The 22,084-nt window shown below is 69.1% G+C and carries 14 protein-coding genes and 1 pseudogene; 6 read left to right on the top strand and 9 right to left on the bottom strand.

Features of this window, described 5'->3' with window-relative positions; all coding sequences use genetic code 11:
- Window positions 1-1,827: a trypsin-like serine protease gene (locus tag L6Q96_15220; protein MCK6555906.1), complete on the bottom strand. Its 1,827-nt coding sequence runs from the start codon at window positions 1,825-1,827 to the stop codon at window positions 1-3.
- A 305-nt stretch (window positions 1,828-2,132) separates the two neighbouring features.
- On the opposite strand from L6Q96_15220, the gene clpS reads away from it, so the two are divergent.
- The 3 genes from clpS to L6Q96_15205 all read left to right on the top strand — a co-directional run bounded on the left by clpS (window position 2,133) and on the right by L6Q96_15205 (window position 6,538).
- On the top strand, window positions 2,133-2,459 hold the full coding sequence (clpS, locus tag L6Q96_15215; protein MCK6555905.1) for an ATP-dependent Clp protease adapter ClpS: 327 nt from the start codon (window positions 2,133-2,135) through the stop codon (window positions 2,457-2,459).
- Window positions 2,460-2,462: 3 nt separating this feature from the next.
- Complete coding sequence (clpA, locus tag L6Q96_15210; GenBank protein MCK6555904.1) at window positions 2,463-4,778, top strand: ATP-dependent Clp protease ATP-binding subunit ClpA; 2,316 nt, start codon at window positions 2,463-2,465, stop codon at window positions 4,776-4,778.
- Window positions 4,779-4,945: 167 nt separating this feature from the next.
- Entirely contained in the window at window positions 4,946-6,538 is a 1,593-nt protein-coding gene (locus tag L6Q96_15205; GenBank protein ID MCK6555903.1) for a dockerin type I domain-containing protein, read from the top strand.
- 23 nt (window positions 6,539-6,561) lie between these two features.
- Here L6Q96_15205 and L6Q96_15200 read toward each other — a convergent pair whose 3' ends face one another.
- From L6Q96_15200 to L6Q96_15180, 5 genes are all read right to left on the bottom strand, one after another.
- Window positions 6,562-7,266, bottom strand: a complete 705-nt coding sequence (locus L6Q96_15200) for a DUF1275 domain-containing protein (protein ID MCK6555902.1) — start codon at window positions 7,264-7,266, stop codon at window positions 6,562-6,564.
- A gap of 83 nt (window positions 7,267-7,349) precedes the next feature.
- The gene (locus L6Q96_15195) at window positions 7,350-8,300 is read right to left on the bottom strand and encodes a glycerophosphodiester phosphodiesterase (protein MCK6555901.1); all 951 of its coding nucleotides are present in this window, start codon (window positions 8,298-8,300) and stop codon (window positions 7,350-7,352) included.
- Between the two features lie 50 nt (window positions 8,301-8,350).
- The gene (locus L6Q96_15190; protein MCK6555900.1) at window positions 8,351-9,151 is read right to left on the bottom strand and encodes an inositol monophosphatase; all 801 of its coding nucleotides are present in this window, start codon (window positions 9,149-9,151) and stop codon (window positions 8,351-8,353) included.
- Window positions 9,152-9,196: 45 nt separating this feature from the next.
- Entirely contained in the window at window positions 9,197-10,471 is a 1,275-nt protein-coding gene (locus L6Q96_15185) for a secernin-3 (protein MCK6555899.1), read from the bottom strand.
- 76 nt (window positions 10,472-10,547) lie between these two features.
- Window positions 10,548-11,492, bottom strand: a complete 945-nt coding sequence (locus L6Q96_15180) for a peptidylprolyl isomerase (GenBank protein ID MCK6555898.1) — start codon at window positions 11,490-11,492, stop codon at window positions 10,548-10,550.
- Window positions 11,493-11,644: 152 nt separating this feature from the next.
- Between L6Q96_15180 and L6Q96_15175 the strand changes: the two genes are divergently transcribed.
- On the top strand, window positions 11,645-12,520 hold the full coding sequence (locus tag L6Q96_15175; GenBank protein ID MCK6555897.1) for a carbon-nitrogen hydrolase: 876 nt from the start codon (window positions 11,645-11,647) through the stop codon (window positions 12,518-12,520).
- On the top strand, window positions 12,507-13,595 hold the full coding sequence (locus tag L6Q96_15170; protein MCK6555896.1) for an agmatine deiminase family protein: 1,089 nt from the start codon (window positions 12,507-12,509) through the stop codon (window positions 13,593-13,595). Before L6Q96_15175 ends, L6Q96_15170 begins: the two co-directional genes overlap by 14 nt.
- On the opposite strand, the gene L6Q96_15165 is transcribed toward L6Q96_15170, so the two are convergent.
- Window positions 13,577-13,951, bottom strand: coding sequence for a response regulator (locus L6Q96_15165; GenBank protein ID MCK6555895.1), 375 nt, complete (start codon window positions 13,949-13,951; stop codon window positions 13,577-13,579). The genes L6Q96_15170 and L6Q96_15165 overlap by 19 nt on opposite strands.
- 150 nt (window positions 13,952-14,101) lie before the next feature.
- Window positions 14,102-16,053: pseudogene (pbpC, locus tag L6Q96_15160) on the bottom strand (penicillin-binding protein 1C).
- Between pbpC and L6Q96_15155 the strand changes: the two are divergent.
- Window positions 15,934-16,218 carry a hypothetical protein gene (locus L6Q96_15155; GenBank protein MCK6555894.1) on the top strand — a complete coding sequence of 95 codons (285 nt, stop codon included), beginning with the start codon at window positions 15,934-15,936 and terminating at the stop codon, window positions 16,216-16,218. The pseudogene pbpC and the gene L6Q96_15155 overlap by 120 nt on opposite strands.
- A gap of 83 nt (window positions 16,219-16,301) precedes the next feature.
- Here the strand turns inward: L6Q96_15155 and L6Q96_15150 are convergent, their stop codons facing one another.
- Window positions 16,302-22,061: an MG2 domain-containing protein gene (locus L6Q96_15150; GenBank protein MCK6555893.1), complete on the bottom strand. Its 5,760-nt coding sequence runs from the start codon at window positions 22,059-22,061 to the stop codon at window positions 16,302-16,304.
- Between the last annotated feature and the right edge of the window lie 23 nt (window positions 22,062-22,084).

Here is a 22,084-nt window from a genome sequence, read left to right as displayed (position 1 = left end):
CTACTCCCGGCCCCTGAACCGGATCTGGTTGTTGTCGCTGTTCGTTGTGAAGCGCGATTCCCAGCAGGTCGTGCCGTTGTTGAGCTGCACGGTGACGGCCGGCTGCTGCGCGAGCGGCAGGGCGGGCAGACCGAGAAGGCCGCCCTTACCCCGGGCACTGATGCGGGCTCTTCCGTCGGTGCCGGCACGCAGGACGAGTTTGCTTATCGGGCCTGCATCACCGCGCGAATCGCGATAAGAAAAACCCGTCGCCGTCGCGGTCCAGCAGGCACGCGTCCCGCAGGAACTGCCGCCCTGCAGGAGCTGTGCAAAGACCGGCTGCGAGACGCCCGCGGTGTCGTCGTAAATGCAGATCGCGACGTCGGTGGACGCCGTCGGGTCGCCGAAATCCGCCTTCGTCGTGGCACTGCCGCTGCCCCACTTCCACGACAACTTCTGCGGTCGCTCCGGGTTGCGTTGCAGGTCGATGCTCCCCCGCCCTGCGACAACCGCAGTGCGGCAGCCGGAGCGCGGCGTGCGGCTGCCGGTACACGTGCCGGACTGACATGCGTCGCCGTGCGTACACGGAGCGCCGTCGTCGCACGGCAGGCCGTTCGCGACGGCGCTCCCGGCGCACTGTCCGGCGGCACAGACGTCGTTCGCCGTGCACGCATTGGCGTCGTCGCACGGCTGCCCCGCGTTCAGCGGGTTGCCGCAGTCGGTGCCGAATATGGTCGTTGTAACCTGATAGGGGCCTGAACCGCTGAAGCGATTGACCAGAATGTGCCAGGTGCCGTCCGCCGGGGCAACGAAGCGGCAGAAGCCGTACTGGTTCGGCCCGTCGGCCTTGCAGTCGTAAACGCTGGTCGTCGGCGCCGCGCCGGCCCGCACGTACAGGTCGAAGTCGCTGCCGTCGTCCTTCGCGTTGAGGGCGACGCGGAACTCACTCATCCCGGGTGGAACCTCGACCGTGAGCGCTGCCTGCGTTGCCACCGAGTTCAACGATCCGGTGAAGCCTTGCACCGAGGTCCCTACGCCACCGACCTGCGGCAGGGCACCGCACGCGGTGTTGTTCAGGTCGGCGCCCGCTGCGGCGGCTATCCACGCCCCGTAATGGTAGACGTTGACGTCGTAGCTCTCGTCGGTTGGCAGGCAGCTCTCGCTATTCCCTCCCGAGGTGACGCCCGCCAGTGACACGCCGCTGCCGAGATCCACGAACAGCGGTCCGCCGGAGTCGCCGTTGCAGGTGTTCGAATCGGACCCGGGCGGATCGAGCGGGTTGGCGAAGGTCCAGCACACCGAGGTTGTGTTCGAAATGTCCACGGGGCAGGAACCGGTGACCACCGCCCCGCGGCGTTTGAGCCCGTAGTCCTCTGCGGCGCCGCCGCTGCGGCCGAAGCCGACGATGGTGCCGTCGGTGCCGAACGGCGGCGTGGCGGTGGTGTTGATGGCTGACGGCGCGATGCCGTCTGCGGACGTGCCGAGAGTAAGGACGGCAAGATCGCCGACGGGGAAGTTGTAATCGGGGTGTACGACCACGGCGGAGACGTTGAAGAAGCCGCCGTGCTGAAGAAAGACGGAGTAATGACCGGGGTCGAGGTCGCCTTCGACGCAATGGGCGGCGGTGAGAAACGTGCGGCAGCCGATCGTCGTGCCCGTGCACCACGCGCCGGCGGTGGCGAAGTCGCCGCCGCGCAGCAGGGCCCCGACGGTCGGGTAGTCGGACGTATAGACCCCGTTGACGATGTCGGTGGCGCCGAGGACCGGCGCGGCGCTGGCCACGACAAGCGCGAGAACCACGCCCCGCGCGCCGCGGCGCATCGCAGCCGCCACTTGCCGCCGTAGCATCAGCCCCGGTCCCCCGATCGCCGCCGTAAGGCGACTGTCGATGAGCGCGGCGTCGATTTCCGGATCCGTGACCGTAAGCGCGGCAAAGTCAAATCGGTGGGTGTTGCGGCGCCGGTGTCGGCGCTGCTTGCGTCCGTATCGTCGCTCATCTGCGGCTCTCTGCGCTCGGCGGATCGAGGCTCGTTTACGCGGCTAGCACGTTCGCCGCGCAATTGTCGAGCGAGAACCGACGGTCCCGGCCTCGCCCGGCGTTTGGATGCCATGACGTTCTTGTCCGTGGGGCGACCGGTGCTATTTTGGTTCGCATGAGCGAGCGGCACGCGGACCAGCCGGACGTGGCGGTTGCCGTCCCGAAGACGCGGACGGCGCGCAAGGTCCAGAAGCCGCGCCTGTTCAAGGTGTTGCTGCACAACGACGACTACACGACCATGGACTTCGTCGTCTACGTCCTGCAGAGCGTGTTCCACCGGTCGGAAACCGACGCCGTGCAGATCATGTTGCACGTACACAAGAACGGCGTCGGCGTCGCGGGCGTGTACGCGCGCGAAGTGGCGGAGACCAGGGTGGCGCGGGTCGAAGCGCTGGCCCGCGACAACGAGTTCCCGTTACGCTGCACCATGGAGGAGGCCTAGGCCATGCGCATCAGTCGAGAGCTCGAACTCGCACTAGCCATGGCTGTGTCCGAAGCCCGGCGACGCCGCCACGAGCTAGTGTGTACCGAACACCTGCTGTACGCGATGCTCCACGACGCCGACGTCGCCGAGGTCCTGCGACACAGCGGCGCCGACGTGCCAGGGCTGAAACGGGCACTGGAACGGTTTCTCGACGAGCACTTCGAGCAACTGCCCGAGGGGGCCGATGTGCGACCGCATCAGTCGATCGGGTTCCAGCGGGTCATCCAGCGCGCCGCGGCCCACGTGCAGTCGGCCGGCAAGGACGAGATTCTCACGCGCAACGTTCTGGTGGCCATCTTTCGGGAACCGGACAGCCACGCCATGTACCTGATCGAGCAGCAGGGCGTCACCCGTCTCGACGTGCTCAGTTACATCTCGCACGGCGTGTCGAAGATCGCCGAGGAGCCGAGCGGCGAGACGACCGCGGCGGACGACGATAGCATCGAGGATGACGAGGACGGCGAGCGGCGGCCCCGCCGGGATCCGCTGGCCCTCTACGCCACCGACCTGGTGGTCAAAGCGGCCGAGGGGAAGATCGATCCGCTGATCGGACGGGAGGCGGAACTGTCGCGGACGGCACGAGTCCTGTGCCGCCGGCGCAAAAACAATCCGGTGTTCGTCGGCGAGGCCGGTGTCGGCAAGACGGCGCTGGCCGAGGGGCTGGCCCTGCAGATCCACCGCGGGCAGGTGCCGCCGGCGCTCCTCGGGGCGACCGTTTACGCTCTCGATATGGGCGCACTGCTCGCCGGGACGCGCTTCCGCGGCGACTTCGAGCAGCGCTTGAAGGGCGTTCTCGCGGCACTCAAGAAGCAGCCGAAGTCGATCCTGTTCATCGACGAGATCCACACGCTCGTCGGTGCCGGGGCGGCCAGCGGTGGCGCTCTGGACGCGTCGAACATCCTGAAACCCGCTCTGCAATCGGGCGAGTTGCGCTGCATAGGCGCCACGACTTACCAGGACTACAAGAACCATTTCGAACGCGACCGGGCGCTGGCGCGCCGGTTTCAGAAGATCGAAGTGCCGGAACCGACCGTCGACCAGGCGCACGAAATCCTCAAGGGACTGAAGAAGCATTACGAGGAACACCACGGCGTGACCTACACCCGCGGCGCACTGCGGGCCGCGGCCGACCTCTCGGCGCGCTACATCAACGATCGCCACCTTCCGGACAAGGCCATCGACGTCATCGACGAGGCCGGCGCGATCGTGCAAGTGCAGGGCGAGGAGCACCGCCGGCGCTCGGTGCGTACTCGGGACATCGAGCACGTCGTGGCGACCATCGCGAAGATCCCGCCGCGTTCGGTATCGGTATCGGACCGCGAGCGCCTCGAAACCCTCGAGCGCGATCTGAAGCTCACCGTGTTCGGTCAGGACGAGGCAATCGGGGCGCTGGCGGCGGCAATCAAGTTGTCGCGCGCCGGTCTGGCTCATCCCGACAAGCCCGTCGGCTCGTTTCTGTTTGCGGGACCGACGGGCGTCGGCAAGACCGAGGTGGCCAAGCAACTCGCCTCGGCTCTCGGCATCGAGTTCCTGCGCTTCGATATGAGCGAATACATGGAATCGCATACGGTGTCGCGCCTCATTGGCGCCCCGCCCGGATACGTCGGATTCGATCAGGGTGGACTGCTCACCGACGCCATCCGCAAGACGCCGCATGCCGTCCTGCTGCTCGACGAGATCGAGAAGGCGCACCCCAACCTCTTCAACATCCTGCTGCAGGTCATGGATCATGCCACGCTCACCGATAACAACGGGCGTAAGGCCGACTTCCGTAACGTCATCCTCATCATGACCACCAACGCCGGGGCGCAGGAAATGGCGGCGCCGGCCATTGGCTTCGGCGGCCGTACCAACGAGGACAAAGGTTCCAGGGTGATCGAAAGGCTGTTTACGCCCGAGTTCCGCAACCGACTCGATGCGACGATTCGGTTTGCGTCCCTGACTCCGGCCGTCATCGAGCGCGTCGTCGACAAGTTCGTACTCGAGCTCGACGCGCAATTGAACCAGAAGCGCGTCTTCATCCAGGTGACCCCGGCGGCGCGGCACTACCTGTCCGAGAAGGGCTATGACCGCACTTACGGTGCCCGGCCGATGGCGCGTCTGATCCAGACCGAGATCAAACGCGTGCTCGCCGACGAGATCCTGTTCGGCCGCCTGCACGAGGGCGGCAGCGTGCTGATCGACGCCGGCGACCGGGAGTTGACCTTCGAGTACAGCAAGACCGGCGAGAGCGCGCCGACACCGCGGGGCGAGGTGCCGTCGCCGACCGACGCGTGAGCCGAGGCAGCGGCGAGTTTACAGCTCGCGCAGGCCCGGGCCACATGCGACAATCCGAATACCAGACGGAGGTCTGAGACCGCGCTCGACCGGGGGCACCGCGGGCGGACCGAGTTAATGGACGTGTGGGAACTCGGCGTGCCCGCACGCAACGGAGGAGCGTTCAGGTGTCCCGACGGCAGTTCGCGCGACGCGTACCGATAGTCCTTGCCGCCCTGTTGGTTGCCGGTCCGGCAGCCGCCTCGATCGTGACCGTGGGCAGCGGCAACATCGCCGCGTGCGGGACCACCGAAGTCGTGGTGCAGGCCAGTGACCTGTCGGGAGTGATCGCCTTCAACATCGACGTTACGTACGACTCGCTGCTGGTGCAGGCGACCGGGGCCGTGGCCGGCTCGCTGCTCCCCTCGGGAGAGCCGGAAACGTGTACCTTCGCCGCCAACGTGGCAACCCCCGGCCTGGTCCGTATCGGAGCCTTCTGCCTGAATCCCGTGGCGGCCAGCGGAACGGTCGCAATCGTGACGTTTGCCGCGCTCGATGACGGCGCCACTGCCCTGACGCCGGTGTCGTGCATCGTCGGGGAGGACCCCTGCACGACCGCCACGGCCGGCTCGCTGAGCGTGTCGGGCTGCGCTGCCACCCCGACCGACACGCCGACGCCGACGCCCACCGCCACGCCGACCCACACGCCCACCGGCACGGCGACGATAACCCCGACGCGGACGCCGACCCTGACGCCAACCCGGACGCCGACCCGCACCGCCACGGCGACGCGGACCGCAACCAATACGCCCACGCCCACAGCGACCCGCACGGCGACGCGCACCCCCAGTGCGACGCGTACGCCAACGGCGACCGTGACGCGGACACCGACACGGACGCCGACCTCGACGCGCACTTCGACGCCCACGCCGACCGACACCCCGACCAGCACGCCGACCAGCACGCCGACCGCGACTTCCACCTCGACCGCCACCGCGTCGGCGACCCCCACCCCGACGTCGACCGCCACCTCGACGCCGACCTCCACTCATACCCCGACGTCGACGCCGACGTTCACCCCTACGCCCATCCCGACCGCAACCCCGACGAGCACGCCGAGTGCAACGCCGACAAGTACCGCGACCCCGACGGCGACGGAGACACCCACCGATACGCCGACCGCGCTGCCCACGATTACCGCCACACCGAGCGGCACCCCGGAGGCAATCGCCGTCAGCGGCACGGTCCTGTACTACCGTGACGCCCGGCCGGTGCCGGGCGTACAGGTCGACGCGGTTCCGGGTACGATGACCGACGCGCTGGGGCAGTACGTGGCGATACCGCCGCCGGGACCGTACGCCGCGGAGCCGGTGAAGACCGGCGGCGACGCCGGCGCCATCACCGCGTTTGACGCCGCGCAGGTGCTGCGTGCGGTCACCGGTCTGCGCACCTTCGACGTCGACGAAGCGCTCGCCTGTGACGTCAGCGGCAACGGTACCGTCTCGGCCCTCGATGCCGCGCGCATCCTCCAGTTCGTCGTCGGTATCATCCCCCGGCTTCCGGTCGGCGACCTCTGCGGTTCGGACTGGGCCTTCGTTCCCGTGCCGGGAGCGGAGCCGAACCAGAGCGTCGTCCCACCGCTGCTCGACGGCACCTGCCGGCGTGGCGGCATTGCCTTCAACCCGCTGGCAAGCAGCGCCGCCGGCCAGAACTTCAAAGCCGTCCTCTTCGGCGATTGCTCCGGCAACTGGCAGGAAGCGGGGAGCCTGAAGGCGGACTAGCGCTCAGCCGGACCGTACCGTCTTCATTCGGAGTCGCACGCCGCCACCGTGACGATCGCGCCGATCGGAACCAGCAGGGCCAGTTCGCCGACGCGCAGGAAGAGGACACCGCACGCCACCGCACCCGCGGTGTACACCAGCCACGTCAATCCGTACGTCCGCGTGTGGCCGGTCCCGGCCGCGGCAGCCGTAGAAGTGGAGTTCGCGGCCACAGCGCTCCCGGCGGCCAACCACCTCCCGATCGTCCCGGCAGTGAAAGTCGTCAGCATGCCCGTGATGTACGTCGTCGTCGGGCCACCGTGCAGACGCAGTACGACCGCGCTTTGCATGCCCATGGCTACGGCGGCGAGGGCGACCAGCGCCAGTGCGCTTCCGGTTGGCGGACTCGGCCCCACGACGCGCCAGAGCAAGATCATGCCGGCGAGCAAGATGCCTTCCGCCAGCAGCGGGGCGGTGCGCCAGCCGTGCGCATGCCGGCGCATGTGCCGAACGATCAGCACCTCGGCCAGCGCGCCGCCGAGGATATACCCCAGCACGGACACCGCTGCCGCAAGCCCGGCCGCCACCCGCCACTCGGCAACCGCGACGGCGAGCAGGATCGTATTGCCGGTCTGCGCTGCGGTCAGAACGTTGAAACCCATGATTGCCACTGCATCGACCCCGGCCCCGGCCAGGGCGAGCAGCAGAATGACTCGATCGACGCCGAGCCGTAAGCCGATTTGTCCCATCGATAAACCGCGCGCGCCGCTGCCGCCGCGAGTCGGCCGGCAGCACCCTCCTCTGCACCCCCGGCGGGTGCCCGCCGCTACCGTTACTTGGCGCCTTTCCGCATAGCGCCCACTTCCGACCTGCCGCCGCGTTCGGTCAGTACCTCGCGGAGCATTGCCGCCTCGTCACTGATGATCGCCGTCACGCCGAGGTCGAGGCACCGGTGCATACGCGCGCGGCCGTTGACGGTCCAGACGATGACCTGCATGCCGCGCGCCTGCGCCTCCGGTGCCACCGCTCCGATCAGCCCGTATTCGGGCAGCACGGCATCGAGCCCGAGTTGCGCTGCCGTCGCCACGTTCGCTTCGGCGTCGGTCGAGAACAATAACCCGACATAGAAGTCCGGTCTGGACTCCTTCAACGCGGCGACCACGTCGACGTCGAACGACGACCACAGGACGCGATCGGCGACGCCGAGCCGCTCGACCTCGCTTATGCCGGCGGCGGCAAGTGCCGCAGCGCCGGTTGTGGCCGTGCGGCACGGATCCTCGAAGGCCTTGAGTTCGATGCTGACGAGTGTGGCGGGAGGTAGCGCGGCGAACACCTGGGCCAGGGTGGGCGGGCGCTCCGTCGTGATCTGCATGTCGCCGCTGAGCAGGTTGCACGCCTGCACCGCCGCCAGCGGCTGAGCGCTCACACATCCGCGGCAGGTCGTGGTTCGATCGAGAGTGTCGTCGTGCATGACGACAAGCTTGCCGTCGGCGGTCAGTTCGACGTCCAGTTCGACCGCGTCGGCGCCGCGCCCCAGGCCCCCGAGAAACGCGGCGATCGAGTTCTCCGGAAGCGTGCGCCCGGTGAGGTTGATGCCGTTGCCCCGGTGTCCGAATGCGGCGGCAGGTGTGAAGCGAGCGAGCGCGGCGCGGACAACGGCGCTGGCCGTCGGTGCCGCCGGGGGCGCTACGCCATCGTTGTCGCCGCACGCGCACGCGACCGCGAGGGGCAGCAGCAAGACCACGAGGCGACCAGAAAAGCGATGGCCCGGAGTGCGCAACATGACCTCAACTCTGACACGGTGGGCGGGAGCGCGCCAACGGGAACGTCGAATCACTTCGTGGTGTCGAGACGCCGCCGCAAGACGGCGACGACGGCCGATTGCAGGCTGCCGTTGGTGGCGAGAATCTGATCGCCGTGAAGGTCGAACGGGCCGCCGCCGAGGCGGGATACCGTGCCCCCCGCCTCGCGCACCAGCAGCGCCCCGGCCGCCGTGTCCCACGGCTTCAAACGCCACTCCCAGAAGGCGTCGAACCGCCCGCAGGCGACGTAGCAAAGGTCGAGCGCGGCCGAACCCGCCCGCCGCACGTCGCGCGCCTCGCGCAGCATGTCGGCAATGAATCCGAGGTAGAAATCGGCGCTCACCCGCCTGTCGTATGCGAACCCGGTGGCCACCAGAGCCGCACCCAGATCGGCCGTGCCCGATACCGCGATGGGAATGCCGTTGAGGGTCGCCCCCTGACCGCGGCGGGCGACGAAGGTTTCGTCGCGCAAGGGATCATGGACGATCCCGAGCTCCAACTCGGCGCCGCGAGCCAGCGCCAGCGACACGGCCACGTGCGGAAATCCGTGCGCGAAATTCGTGGTGCCGTCGAGCGGGTCGAGGTACCAGACGTGCTCGTCGTGCTCCCGGGCCGGCGCCTCGGCGCTCACCCCCTCCTCGGCCACGACGCGATGCCGTGGGAAGCGGCGCCGCAACTCCCCGACGATGTAGGTTTCAACCTCACGGTCGGTTTCGGTAACCAGGTCGACCGGGCCCTTCAAACCCACCCGCCGCGGTCGCGTCCAGGCCGACCGGATCAACGCGCCGCCGGCATGCACGGCATCGAGGGCAACGGTGAGGAAGTTCTGCATGACCGGGATGGTCTATGAGGCCGCCAGCCGCGAACGACGCGTTTCCTACCGCGCGGCCAGCGTGGCGAGCAGCTCGTTGACACGGGTCAGGAACGAGTCGACCGCCTCCGAGGTCAGTTCGCTGCGCGCCGCGGGCGTGAGGCGGCGCAGGGTCTCGGGCGCCGTACGCTCCCGCAGCTCGGCCTCCAGGGGGTCGAGTCGCCTGCGTACCTGCGGGGCTAGAACTTCCCAGTCCTGCTCCACGATGCCGAGCAGGCGCTTGCACTGCCACCACGGCGATTCCTCCGACGGCTGTTCTCCGCCGCGGCTGAGCGACGCCGGAACCTGTCCGTCGACGAAGAGGGGGAGAAACGCGCCTACGCACGGGGACCCGAGGCTCGCCCAGTAAACCGGCGGCTCCTCGGGGGCGGTGGGGATGCGGGCCACCATGCTCGCGGTGGTGGTGCCGACCGGGTCGGCGTGCATGCAGACACTGAAATACTCGGGGTCGGCCGGAGTGGCATCGCGTCGGGGGCCGGCGCCGCCGTAGTGATCGCGGAGGGCCGCCTGCAGTTCGGCCACCGTCAGCCTGCCTTTGGCCTGCTCGAGCAGGGCGCAGGTGCGGCGGTGGCGGCCGCTCGAAATGACATCGGGGACCAGACTGGTGTCGCGGTACGCGGCGGCGAAGTCGAAGCGCACGTCACCATCCTCGCTCCACCAACCGGCCGCGATGGCGTCCTCGATGGTGCCGTCGGCGATGGCGTCCCAGTCGTCGCCGATGGTGGCGTGATTGGTGGCGCTGCCAACCGTATGGATGCGGCGGACCACCCAGCGCCGGTCGCTGGTCTCGACCAGAAACGCGGCGCTGCGGTCGGCGATCAGAAAGGAGTTGTGGTACGACCAGTCCTTGTCGACATACCCGGACCCGCCCTGACCGTGCGCGGCGGCCAGGGTCGTGATGACGTCGACCGCCTGTTCCGCGGTGCGGCTGCGCTCGAGGCCGAGCCGGACCAGGTCCATGCCGATGAGGCCCAGACCGGAGAGCGGCGCTTTGGTGAAGATCGTATGGTTGCCGATGGCGACGCCGTACTCGTTGAGCCCATGTTCGAAGCCCCAGCACCAGAAGGGGCGGGAGCCGATCAGCCGCGCGGTCTCCGCGACCTGCGGGATGGCGATATACGTGCACCGCACGCTGGAGCCGGCGTCGTAACGCCGCCGCGGCGACTGCACGAGGGGCTGACATTCCATCGCCGGGCGATCGCTGTTCTTGGCGAACAACGTCGTTCCGTCCGCCGTGGCAACCGGCAGCGCCACCAGCGAGTCGCAAGCGACGCGCGGCAACTCGGCGTTCCCGCCGTGACCGCCACGGTGTCTCGTGTTCGGCGCGCATTTCTTCATAAGCTGTTGGCCCCCGTCTTCAGTGCAACGGTGCGACGCGTTCGATCTTGGCCTTCTGGCGCAACTCGGCAACGAGCGCAGCCTGACGTTCCTGGCGCGCGCTCTTGAGCAGAACTTCACGGATCACCGGTTCCACCTCGGCCAGTGGGCTGATGCCGGCGTCGCGTTGGCCGGTAACGGTGACGATCTCGAAGCCGTAGCGGGTCTCCACGACGCCGCCGATCTGACCGGGGGAGAGCGCGAAGGCGGCGGCTTCGAAAGCCGGGTCCATCTCGCCTTTGGCGAAGAAGCCCCGGTCGCCGCCGCGCGCCGCGCTCACCGGGTCCGCGGATTTCTCCCGGGCGAGGGCGGCGAAATCGGCGCCGGCGCGCAACTCGGCAAGCAGCGCCTCGGCGCGCTTGCGAGCCGCCGCCCGTTCGGCTGCACTGCTGCCCGCGGGCACCCGCACCAGAATGTGGCTGGCGCGGATCTGGGCGCCGTGGCGGAATTCCTCGCGATTCTGTTCGTAGAATGCCCCGATCTCATCCGCGGACACGCGCACCTCGCGCCACGCATCGCCTTCGATCAGGCGACTCACGGCCAGGGTTTTGCGCGTGTCGGCGCGCAGTTCGTCGAGTGTCGTGCCGTTCTTGGTCAGGGCAGCCTTGAATGCGGCATCGCTCGGGAAGTTGGCCCGGGTGCGTTGGATTTCCGCTTCAACGTCGGCGTCGGTGACCGCCACGCCGCGTGCCTGGCTTTCCTGATACAGCAGCTCGAGATCGATCAGCGATTCGAGGGCCTGGTTAGCCAGCTTCGCGAGTCCGGCGGCGTCGGGCTCGGTGTCCTGCATGAAGACGCCGCCCTGGACGACCTCGCGTACGGTCTTGCGGTAGATGGGGACGGCGTTGACCCGGGCGACGATATCGTTGTCGCGCAGGACCTGGGCCAGTGCCGGTGCGGCGGCGACGAGCGCGGCCGCGAGCATGTGCGCGGCGGCAAGTCGGGCGGTGCCGCGGTGGCGCCGAAACACTGAGCGCATCGCGGGGGGCTGTAGCCGAGCCGCTCGCACCCGTCAAATCGCCTTCGACCGCAGCGCCACTTGCGTTGCGCGGCAGCCCGACCTATCGGAGTCGACGCATGGGTCAGCAGGTAACCGTCGGACTGGTGCAGATGCGCTGCGGGGACGATGTTGCCGCCAATGTTCGCGCGGCCGTCGACCGCATCGGCGACGCCGCCCGCCAGGGCGCGCAGATCGTCTGCCTCCAGGAGCTGTTTGCGTCGCGGTACTTCTGTCAGAGCGAGGATCATGCCCATTTCGACCTGGCCGAGCCGGTCCCGGGGCCGACAACCGCGGCCCTGGCGCAAGCCGCGGCCGCACACGACGTGGTGGTGATCGGATCGATCTTCGAGCGGCGCGCCGCCGGGGTGTACCACAACACCGCCGTGGTGCTCGACGCGGACGGCAGCCTGCGTGGCGTGTACCGCAAGATGCACATTCCGGACGACCCCCTGTACTTCGAGAAGTTCTACTTCACGCCGGGGGATCTCGGGTTCCACGGTTTCACGGTACGGGGAGCCCGAGTCGGCACGCTGGTGTGCTGGGACCAGTGGTTTCCCGAGGCGGCCCGTCTGACGGCGCTCGCCGGCGCGGAGATGATCGTGTACCCGACGGCGATCGGCTGGCACGAAGCCGAGAAAGCGGAGTTCGGCGCGGCGCAGCACGACGCCTGGGAGTTGATGCAGCGCAGCCATGCGATCGCCAACGGCGTGTTCGTCGTGGCCGTCAACCGCGTCGGCACCGAAGGCACGGTCGAATTCTGGGGGGCGTCGTTCGTCGCCGATCCCTGCGGGCGTGTCCTGGCGCGCGCCAGTCACGATCGCGAGGAAATACTGATAGTTCCATGCGATCTTGGCCTTATCGAGTCGACGCGCCGGCACTGGCCGTTCCTGCGCGACCGCCGCATCGACGCTTATGGCGGGTTGATGCGGCGGGTCATCGATGACGCATCCTGAAGGCCGCGGGACGCTGCCGCCCGCCGCCCTCGGCTACCGCATGCCGGCCGAGTGGGAGGCGCACGCGGCGACGTGGCTTTCCTGGCCTCACAAGGAGGCGTCCTGGCCCGGCAACTTCGCGCCTATTCCAGCGATCTGGGTGGAGATCGTGCGCGCCCTCGGGACGCACGAACGCGTGTGCGTGCTGGTCAACGACGAAGCCGCCGCCGCCGCCGTTCGCGAACTGCTCGCCGGCGGCGGTGTCGAGTCCGGTAATGTGGAAACCCACGCGATACGCACCGACGACGCGTGGATGCGCGACCATGGCCCTACCTTTGTGACGCGCCTCCACAACGGACGTACCGAGCTGGCGGCGGTCGATTGGGTCTACAACGCGTGGGGCGGCAAGTACCCGCCCTGGGAGCACGACGACGCGGTGCCGGCGGCGATTGCGGCCCGCCTCGGGATTCCCCTGTTCTCGCCCGGGATCGTGCTCGAGGGCGGCTCGATCGACGTCAACGGACGCGGCAGCGTGTTGACCACCGAGCAGTGCCTTCTCAACCCCAACCGTAATCCGCATCGCTCGCGCGGCGAGATCGAAACCGTGCTGCGCGATTACCTCGGGGTCGGCAATGTACTCTGGCTCGGCGACGGCATCGCCGGCGACGATACCGATGGACACGTCGACGATCTGGCCCGCTTCGTCGACCCCGGTACCGTGGTGACCGTGGTCGAGGAAGATCCCCGTGACGACAACTACGGGACGCTGCGCGACAACCTGAAGCGGTTGCACGCAATGCGGGATCAGGACGGCCGTCCGCTGCGCGTCGTCGCCCTGCCGATGCCCGCGCCCGTCGAGTACGATGGCCAGCGCCTGCCGGCGAGCTACGCCAACTTCTACATCGGAAACGGCGTGGTGCTCGTGCCTACCTTCGCCGACCCCAACGACGCGGTGGCGCTGCAAATTCTCCAGACCTGCTTTCCCACCCGCCGCGTCGCCGGCATCCACGCCCGCGAAATGGTGTGGGGCCTCGGGGCCTTCCACTGCGTCACTCAGCAACAGCCTGCCGCCAGGTGTCACCCCGCCAGTTCGTGAATCAGTGCGTGAAAGGTCTCATAATCGACCGGCTTCGGCAGGACGTACAAATGCGGGATCCGGCGACAGCGTCCGTTGTAGTCGTCGGCGTGGTAGGTCGTCAGCAGGATCATCGGAACTTCCGGGCGCGCGGTGTGAAAGTCGGCGGCGAAAGCCAGGGCCTCCCGTTCCGACGGGCTGCAATCGCTGACCGCCAGGTCGACCGCGTCGAGTTCCCGGATCGGCGGGACGTGCCCGGGATCGTCGTACTCGAGAACCCCGTGTCCGTCCTCCCGCAGGATGCTGCTCAACGCGGTCCTGAACGCCTCGTCCCGATCGATCAACAGGATCGTCAGTTTGTTACAAGAATCTTGCATCGACTGAAGGTCTCCACCCGGTCGGTCGATGGGTTTGCAAGATGGGTGCCCGTGGTCTCAATCCGACCCGGGTAAAGCGCCGTACCGTGGAGAACCCGCCGGCGGGAAGCCCGGCCGGTTTCCATTTCCCATTCCGGGGAAAGGAAAAAGCTAGGGGACGTCGCGGCTCGTCCTCCGGGTGCCCGGGCGACGGACGCGAAAGCGAACCGCGTCGACCGTGCGGCCCCCGGCATCGACCAGCGCGAGGGCATGCGAACCCGGCTCCAGCGGCAGCTTATCGAGCGGCTGCGCGGGGCCGAGGTAGGTGCCATCGAGAGTCCAGGCAATGGCGTCGAGTGGTCCCGTCGCCCCGAAAGCGAGGCGCTGGCGATCGGCGGGGATGTCCGGGTCGATAGCGATCACCGCACCGTCGGCGGGGGTGGTTATCCGTACCGCGGGCGGAACCCTCGGATTCGTCGGCGGCGGTTCGGTGCCGGCGACGAACCATTCCGAGCGCGGCGGCTCGACCCCGGCCTCGAAGCGGGATCGTTGGCGCACGAGGCCCGGGGGCGGCTCCGGGGCAGTACTGCTACCGTGGCGATGTACGTGGGCCATGACTTCCGCCCAAACCGGGGCGGCGCCGGTCACGCCGCTGACGTCGTGCATGGCCCGTCCCGAGGCGTTGCCGATCCAGACGCCCACCGTCACCTGCCTGGAGAAACCGATACACCAGTTGTCGCGCATGTCTTTGCTGGTGCCCGTCTTCACCGCCGCCCAGAAGCGACTGTCGAGCGGGCTGCCCAGGCCAAAGGTCCAACTCCGGCTCTGACGGTCGGCGAGGATGTCGGCGACGATAAAGGCCGTCGCCGCGGAGTAGACCGTTGCCGCCGGGCCGGCGGGATCCCCTGCCGTCAGGCGGAGCGCGCTCCAGATTCCGCCGTTGGCGAGCGTGCGATAAGCGCCGACCAGCTCCCAGAGGCTGGCCTCCGCCGCTCCGAGGGCGAGGGCCGGACCGTAGTAGTCGCCGGACTCGACCAGGCCGCCGAGGCCGAGTTGGCGCAGGTGCCTGACGAGGTCGTCGGCGCCGACGAGCTGCAAGGCACGAACCGCGGGAATGTTGAGCGAGCTCGCCAGCGCCGTACGGACGCTTACCGGCCCGCGGAACTCGTCGTCGTAGTTGCTCGGGCGATATAACCCCCCGCCGGCCAGTGCCAGTTCGAGCGGGGTGTCGTCGAGGCGAGACGCGGCGGTCAGCAGGCGTCGTTCGATGGCGAGCCCGTAAAGGAAGGGCTTCAAGGTCGAGCCCGGCTGCCGGCGCGCGGCCACGGCGTCGACGTGCGGCGCCTGAGACAGCGCCCCGCTGCCGCCGGCGTAGGCGAGAACCTCCCCGGTCGCGTTGTCCACGACGAGCGCGGCGCCGTCTTGCACGTTCTGCCCGCGGATCGAGAGTAAGTGCCGGTGCAGGATGTCGGTAACCGTGCGTTGCAGGCCCGCATCGAGCGTGGTGCGCACGGGTTCCGTGCCGTCGCCGCGGCGCAGGATGCGGCGCGCCGCGTGTGGGGCCAGTGCGGTGCGCGGGGCGGCCGCACCCGAAGCGTGCAGTGCCGCGCTGACGGCGGCCGACACCGCCGCGTCGCCCGGCCAGTCCGCCGGGGCGAGCGTGGCGGCGCCGATGCGGCGTGCCCGCCGCACCAGCGTGTCCGCCGTGGCGTTTGGCACGGCGAGCAGCGCTGCCAGGGTCACCGCTTCGGGCCGGGTTAAGCCATGCGCCGCCTTGCCGAAAAGCACGGCCGCGGCGGCGCCGATGCCCTGCACCTCGCCCCGGAAAGTGACCAGGTTGAGATAGGCCTCGAGGATCTCGTCCTTCGTCCAGTGCGCTTCGACGGCGCGTGCCGTGCGTATCTGCCGCCACTTTTGCCCCGGAGTGCGGCTGCCACGCCCTGCGGCCGGATCGAGTAAACCGGCGAGCTGCATGGTGATCGTGCTGGCTCCCCGCATCGGCCGTGAACACGGAAGCGCCGGTCTTCGGCGGCGAGTACGGCGGCCGGCAGTGCTGGCGACACGGCTGGCAGGGGCACCCACGCCAGGCGGCGGCGCGTAACGTCGACACGCAGTTCGTGAATCGCAACGCCGTGCCGGTCGAGCAGTTGCACGTCGGAGGGCCGCTGCGCCGCGCGCACCGCGGCGAAGTCGGGCACCACCGATGCGGGGGTCGCCATCCACGCCACCGCCGCGGCGATCGTCGGCAGGGCGGCGAAAAAGATCGCGAAACCCAGTCGCCGCGTTAGCGGCCGTCGCCCCGGGAGCGGGGTCTTCGGAAGCTTTTCGTCTACGACTCTCGGCGCCCGGCTCGCCCCCGTCCGGTTCGAATTCACGGTAAGACCACCAGCGGCGAATTCGGGATCTCTCCGAACATCTCGGGTGCGTACAGCGCCTCGACGCGCGTCGGGGGAAGTTGGAACGTCCCGCTCTGATTGAGGCGAATCGTGTACTCTACGGAGAAGGTTCCCTCAGGGACCAGGTCGAAGTAGGCGCGAAAGGTGTCGAAGGTCCGTTCGGTAAACGCGGGCGCGAGGCCGGGGGCGGCGTCGGTGTCGGTACGGCGCTCGAGTTGCGAGTCGCGCGCCAGACCGGTGCCGAGGTAAGACGCGCCGGCGGGGACCGGATCGCTGACGGCGACCCAGGTCATGTCGCTCTGTGCGTCGATGTCGAGTCGGACCCGCAACAGGTCGCCGCGGCTCCAGTGTTCGGGTGCACGGCGCTCGATCGGTGTCACCGTACGGGTGAGGCGATACCCGGTCGACAGCGGCTCGCGCAGCGGAATCGCGGCGCGCGATTCGACGGTGATCCACGGCGATCCGGTGCCGGCTTGCTGGATCGTTAGCGGTGCCGCCGCCGGCGGCCACGGGAAATCGAAGGACAGCGGCGCCGCCGGTCGTCCCCAGTTACGGCGTTGGCTGTCGGTTCCGAGCTTCACCGTGGCGGTGCCGCTGACGGGCGTCGCTTCGAACGCGGCCGCAAAGCGGTTGGCCGCTACGGCACCCCAGGCGTTGGACGTCGTACAATCCCAGTGCCCGTGGCGCAGGCGACCGAGGGCGCCGCGCATCAGTCGAGGAACGTCGTTCTTCCATGCCGGTGCCGCCAGCGCCTGCGTCACCAGACGCACGGCACTCGTGTCCGGGCAGACCATCAGCCACCAGAGGCCGGGGGTTTGGGCGGCGGAGAGTCCCATGGTGCTGCCCTGCACGTTCAGCCGCGAGCGCAGGATCTGCTGCACCGCCGCCAGCCGCGCGTTGCGCCCGGGCAGCTTCGGCAGGTGCGCGACGATGTCCCACCAGTCGAGCACTGCCGAGGTCGGCCACAGTTCCGGTTCGATGGCGAGGCTATCGAGCATCGCCGGGTCGGCTTTGTTGTTGCGCGCCAGCGCGGCGATCGCGGCCAGTTTGCGTAAGGGCAGGTCGGCTGCGGGTAGCGGCGAGGCGCGCAGCAAACTGCCCTGCACGAAGCGTGTCAGGCCGGACTCCATCCGCGCTTGCAGTTCCGCCGCGAGGGGAAGCTCGGCGGCACCGACGATCGACAGTATGTAAGCGGTCAGTACGTCGCTGCCGGAGCTTGCCGTCGGGAAGTACTTCACCAGGCCGTCGCTATCGAGGTACGACGGCAGGGCGGCGCCGACCTGGGCCCAGAGCTGCGGGTCGCCGAGGGCGACCGCGCGCGAGACGCGCTGCTCCATGCACGAGTAGGGATAGTCCCGCATGTACTCGTGGACGCCGGCCAGGCCGACGCCGAGGCCGGGGGCCATCTGCACGCGAACGCCGCCGCGGCCGGGAAGCGCGTCGGACGGCATGGCGACGGTTTCGGTGCCGGTCTCCGGCCACTGCGACAGGCTCGCTTGCAGCGTTCTGACGGGAACCGCCGGTCGTACCTGCTGGCTGACGCGCAAACGGTCGGAAGGACCGCCGGGTACGGCGGCCTCCATGTCGTAGGTCAATGTCGTGGGGCCGACGGGGACCTCGACGTCCCAGCCGACCACCTCGGCTTGCCCCGGGCCGAGGCGGACATTCAGGGACGAGAAGGGTTTGTCCAGACCTTCGGCGCGACCGCCGACGACGATGTGCAGTTCGCGATCGGTGGTGTTCCGCACCGTGAATTCGGCGCGCAGGCGGTCCGTTTCGCGCACCACCGGGGGCAGCCCGGAGAGGAGCATGAGGTCCTGCGTGGCGCGGATCGCGGTGCTCCCGGTGCCGAATTGTCCGACGTCGCCGGTGGCCACTGCAACGATGCGGAAGCTGGTCAGGGAGTCGTTGAGGGGGATGTCCACGGTCGCGGTGCCGTCGGCGGCGAGCCGCACGCTGCCGTTCCAGAGCAGTAGCGTGTCGAACAGCTCTCGCGTCGCCTGGCGCCCGCCGCCGCCGCCCAGCGGGAGCGCCTTCAGGCCGTAGTGGCGTTTGCCGACGACCTCCATCTGTGCGGTAGCGGTGCGCATGCCGTAACCGCGCCGGCCCATCATTGCCGCGAGGAGGTTCCAGCTTGTGTTGGGCTGCAGCTCCAGAAGACCTTCGTCGACGGCGGCAATGGCAACGTCGCTGCCGGGTGGGGGAGGCGTGCCCGCGGCGGTACGGACGGAGATGCGGGCTTGTGCGGTCTCGCGCACGGTGTACACGGGTCGGTCGGTGGTCACGGTGACGCCGAGGGTGTGGGCCTGCCAGCCGACGCGGATCTCGGCGATGCCGAGCTTCCAGGCGGGCTTGCCGAGGTCGAGCATGGCAGTCGGTTGAACGCCGGCGACGCGCCCGCGCACCACGAACACGGAGACGAACACGTTCGGGGCGTAGTTGTCCCGCACCGGTACCTCGACCGTGGGGTCGGAGCCGTGGAGCGGCACGACCTGGGCATCGAGCACGCCCTCGCGTTCCGTGGTGACCAGGGCCGTGGCGGCGCGGAACGGCATGCGCACCTGGAATCGCGCCGTATCGCCGGGGTTGTACTGGAGCCGCTCGGGCAGGACGTCGATGCGGTCGGAATCGTTGAGGACGAACCACCAGTCCTCGTCGCCCACCACCCACACGTCGGCGTGCGTGTGGCTGGTGTGGCCGGCCGGGTCGGTGACGGCTGCTGCCAGCACCAGGTTGCCGGCGACCGGCGACTTCCCCGTGCAGACGAAGGTGCCCGCGGAGTCGGTCTGCCCGGCGCAGAGAACGCCGGCGGAGGGTCCGGTTTCCTCGATGTTGTCGTAGCCGTAGAAGCCGCCGACCAGGCGCTTGCGCGCGGAGTAGCTCTTGCGCGGATGGGCATTGACGCGCACCACGGCGTTGGGGACCGGCTGTCCGGCGCCGTCGATGACCGCGATCCGCGCATGGACGGTGCCGTCGGACCGCACCCACTGGTCGGCGGCGATGCCGGCGAGCCATTGCGCGGGCCAGAGCGGTACCGTGGACGACACGGTCTGACGCTCTCCGTTGGGGTCGCTGTATTCGACTTCGGCGAGCAATTCGCGCACCGCCTGAGAGGGAGGCAACGTGCTCAACGTGGCGCGTGCGGTGCCCGCGTCGTCCAGCACGAGTTCCTGGCGCTGCACGGGTCCGGGACGGACGGCGCCCGCGACGGTCTGTTCGGGGTCGTCCTCGCCGAGGCGGACGCGACCTTCCGTTACGGGCCCGAGAGCGAAGCTGAAGGCGTCGAACTCGGGCGGCGTCGTCACCGACCGGGGTCGGAGCTGCGAGCGCAGAATCACGGGCAGCCGCGCCGCCGGTCCGCCGGCGAGGTACGCAACGCTCACGTCGGCGGCCACGCTGGAGACGGCGACCTGCGGTTCGGCGGGTAACTTGACGACGGCGCGCATCAGCGGGACGCGAAACTCCTCGACGCGGAAGGAACCTGAGGTACGGCTCGGCACGGGCGGTTCCGCGTTCGGTCTGGCGAGAACGACGGCGTAACGACCCAGCCGTGCCGTCGGCGGGATGGCCCAGGAGTTTTCGGCCGCCCCGCGGGCGTCCCAGGTCAGGGGCATTTCGTACTTGTCGTTGCTGCCTTCGTGTTGCAGGGTGAGGCGGGTCGGACGCTGCGCCTCGGGTGCGAAGGCGAAGCCGGCCAGGCTCTCGACGCGCAGGATGTGCTTCATGTGCACGGTGTCGCCGGCGCGGAAGAGGGTGCGGTCGAACACCGTGTGCGCGACCACGGGCCCTTCCCAGCGCTCCGACGGCAGGCTGAACCGCCAGGGCTCGATGCCGCGCTGCCAGCTCGAGTGAACGAAGCTCAGGTCGTCGGCGGTTTGAGCAACGACCAGGAGGCCTTCGCCAAGCGCGTCGAGCGCGGCGGTCTGGGAGGATTCGTCGGAGTAGAACTGCTCCTCTTCCGAGTCGTCGGCGTTGGCGAGCGGCGGTTCCGGTTGGCGGCAGCGCGGCGCGGTGTCGCGGGCCGGCAGGGTGTCGGTGCGGGCGATGCCGTTGGTGTCGGTGGTGCCGGACCAGTGGACGGCCCCGGTGCAATCGAGCACGGAGACCCTGGCGCCCGCGACCGGTTCCGCCCCGTCGAGGGTGGTTACCCAGACGAGCGCGTTTTCGCGGCCCCACTTGAGATGCACCGCCATGTTGGTCACCAGGGCTGCCGTGGGGACGTACATGGTTTCCGGTTTGCCAAGCAGGTACGCGCCGAGTTTGGGGCTGGCCAGTTCGACGATGTAGAGGCCGGCGCCCTGCAAGGGGATGCCGACGACTTCGAAGGCTTCGGGGCCGTTGGGCTTGGGAACGGTGAACGCGGATTGGGTCAGTACCGGCGGCGTCGGGGGTGCGAAGACCGAGGCGGTGCGTCGCGCCGCGCCGACGCGCCGCAGCCATGGCAGGATGTCGTCGAGCCGCTCGGGTGGAATCCGCGTCGCCGTGCCCTGCACGCGCTCGAGCAGGCGTTCGGCGGAGACGCGCAGGCCGGTCGGCGGTGCGGTGGTGAGCCGGGCCAGCTCGGCCCGGACCTCCGGCTCGAGGTTGCGCAGGGTGACCGGCAGCGTCGGATCCGCGGCGGCTTCGACAATGCCGAACCGCGCAGAGAACTTGGCCAGCGGCGGGTAGGGATCGGTGCGTACCGTAAACGGGTTGTCTGCGGCGTTGCTCAGCGGACGGCCGGCGTCGTCGGTCAAGTCCGCCGGCAGTTCGAGGTGAAAGCGTGCGGAATCCGGAAACGGGCCCTTGAAGCGGATCTCGTTGACGTAAGCTTCGGGATTCTCGGGCGCCACCGGATGCCACCGCGTGTCGGCGGGGCCGCGCAGCAAGGCATGGCGCGCCCGATCCCAGACCACGGGGGCCGAGAACGCGACGGCGATGGGCGTAAGCGGTACGCACTCTGCCTTCGGGTTGGCACGCTGGCAGAGGACACGCGCGGTGAAGGCGGGCCGGGTCTTGAATCCAAAGGTCTGCGCCGCATCGGTGGCGACCCCGTCAGGGGAGCTGACCCCCGCGCCCCAGACGAGGGAGACCCCGGCGCCGCTCGGGAAGCGCTGGCGGGCGCGCAGAACGAGGAGCGGCTGTGCCGGGTCGAGATAAGGCAGGGCTTTGAGGACTTCTTCCCGCGCTGCACCGCCGAGTACGCTGACGCCGACGGGGTCGGGAAGGCCGTCGATTCGGAAGCCGACGTGGGCAAGGACGGAGTCTTCCGTGGCCGGGGTGTCGAGGGTGAGCGCGAAGACCTGATCTTCGTCGATGCCCTCGTCGCCCTCGTAGGGGACGGTACCCAAGACGGCCGGTCCGCCGGTGCTGAAGGCGAATTCGGACTGACCGGAGAGTGGCCGGCCGTTGCGGGTGCGCAGATCGGGCCGCAGGTGTGCAGCGCAGCGCAGGCCCCCGGGCAGGTCGCGCTCGAAGTCGTAGGCCCATGTGCGCGTGTCGACCCATCGACCGCTGCCCGGCACGGGACAGGCGACCTCGAACGGCGCGCTGCCGCCGCGCGGGTCGCCGAGGGCGACCATCGGATCCGAGAAGCGCGCCACGATCTGGCGAACCTGTTTCACCGTGCCCTGGGGAGTGAACTCGGTGACCGCCGCCGGCGGGGCGGCGCCGGCGGTCAGAGACAGCAGCAGCAGACCGAACGGGAAGTGGCGGCGCACGGACTCACCCAGCCCCCGGAGCATCGTCGCAATCATCGGCGCTCATCCTCGCAAGGCGA

The organism is Candidatus Binatia bacterium, from assembly GCA_023150935.1.
Lineage (GTDB): Bacteria > Desulfobacterota > Binatia > HRBIN30 > HRBIN30 > JAKLJW01.
The sequence above is the reverse complement of the archived record's forward strand: the minus strand, read 5'-3'. Positions and strand labels throughout refer to the sequence as shown.

Bases quoted from the DNA above. Each gene is read 5' to 3' on its own strand.
- L6Q96_15220 (MCK6555906.1), bottom strand. From the start codon at position 1,827: ATGCTACGGCGGCAAGTGGCGGCTGCGATGCGCCGCGGCGCGCGGGGC.
- clpS (MCK6555905.1), top strand. From the start codon at position 2,133: ATGAGCGAGCGGCACGCGGACCAGCCGGACGTGGCGGTTGCCGTCCCG.
- clpA (MCK6555904.1), top strand. From the start codon at position 2,463: ATGCGCATCAGTCGAGAGCTCGAACTCGCACTAGCCATGGCTGTGTCC.
- L6Q96_15200 (MCK6555902.1), bottom strand. From the start codon at position 7,266: ATGGGACAAATCGGCTTACGGCTCGGCGTCGATCGAGTCATTCTGCTG.
- L6Q96_15195 (MCK6555901.1), bottom strand. From the start codon at position 8,300: ATGTTGCGCACTCCGGGCCATCGCTTTTCTGGTCGCCTCGTGGTCTTG.
- L6Q96_15190 (MCK6555900.1), bottom strand. From the start codon at position 9,151: ATGCAGAACTTCCTCACCGTTGCCCTCGATGCCGTGCATGCCGGCGGC.
- L6Q96_15180 (MCK6555898.1), bottom strand. From the start codon at position 11,492: ATGCTCGCGGCCGCGCTCGTCGCCGCCGCACCGGCACTGGCCCAGGTC.
- L6Q96_15175 (MCK6555897.1), top strand. From the start codon at position 11,645: ATGGGTCAGCAGGTAACCGTCGGACTGGTGCAGATGCGCTGCGGGGAC.
- L6Q96_15170 (MCK6555896.1), top strand. From the start codon at position 12,507: ATGACGCATCCTGAAGGCCGCGGGACGCTGCCGCCCGCCGCCCTCGGC.
- L6Q96_15165 (MCK6555895.1), bottom strand. From the start codon at position 13,951: ATGCAAGATTCTTGTAACAAACTGACGATCCTGTTGATCGATCGGGAC.
- L6Q96_15150 (MCK6555893.1), bottom strand. From the start codon at position 22,061: ATGATTGCGACGATGCTCCGGGGGCTGGGTGAGTCCGTGCGCCGCCAC.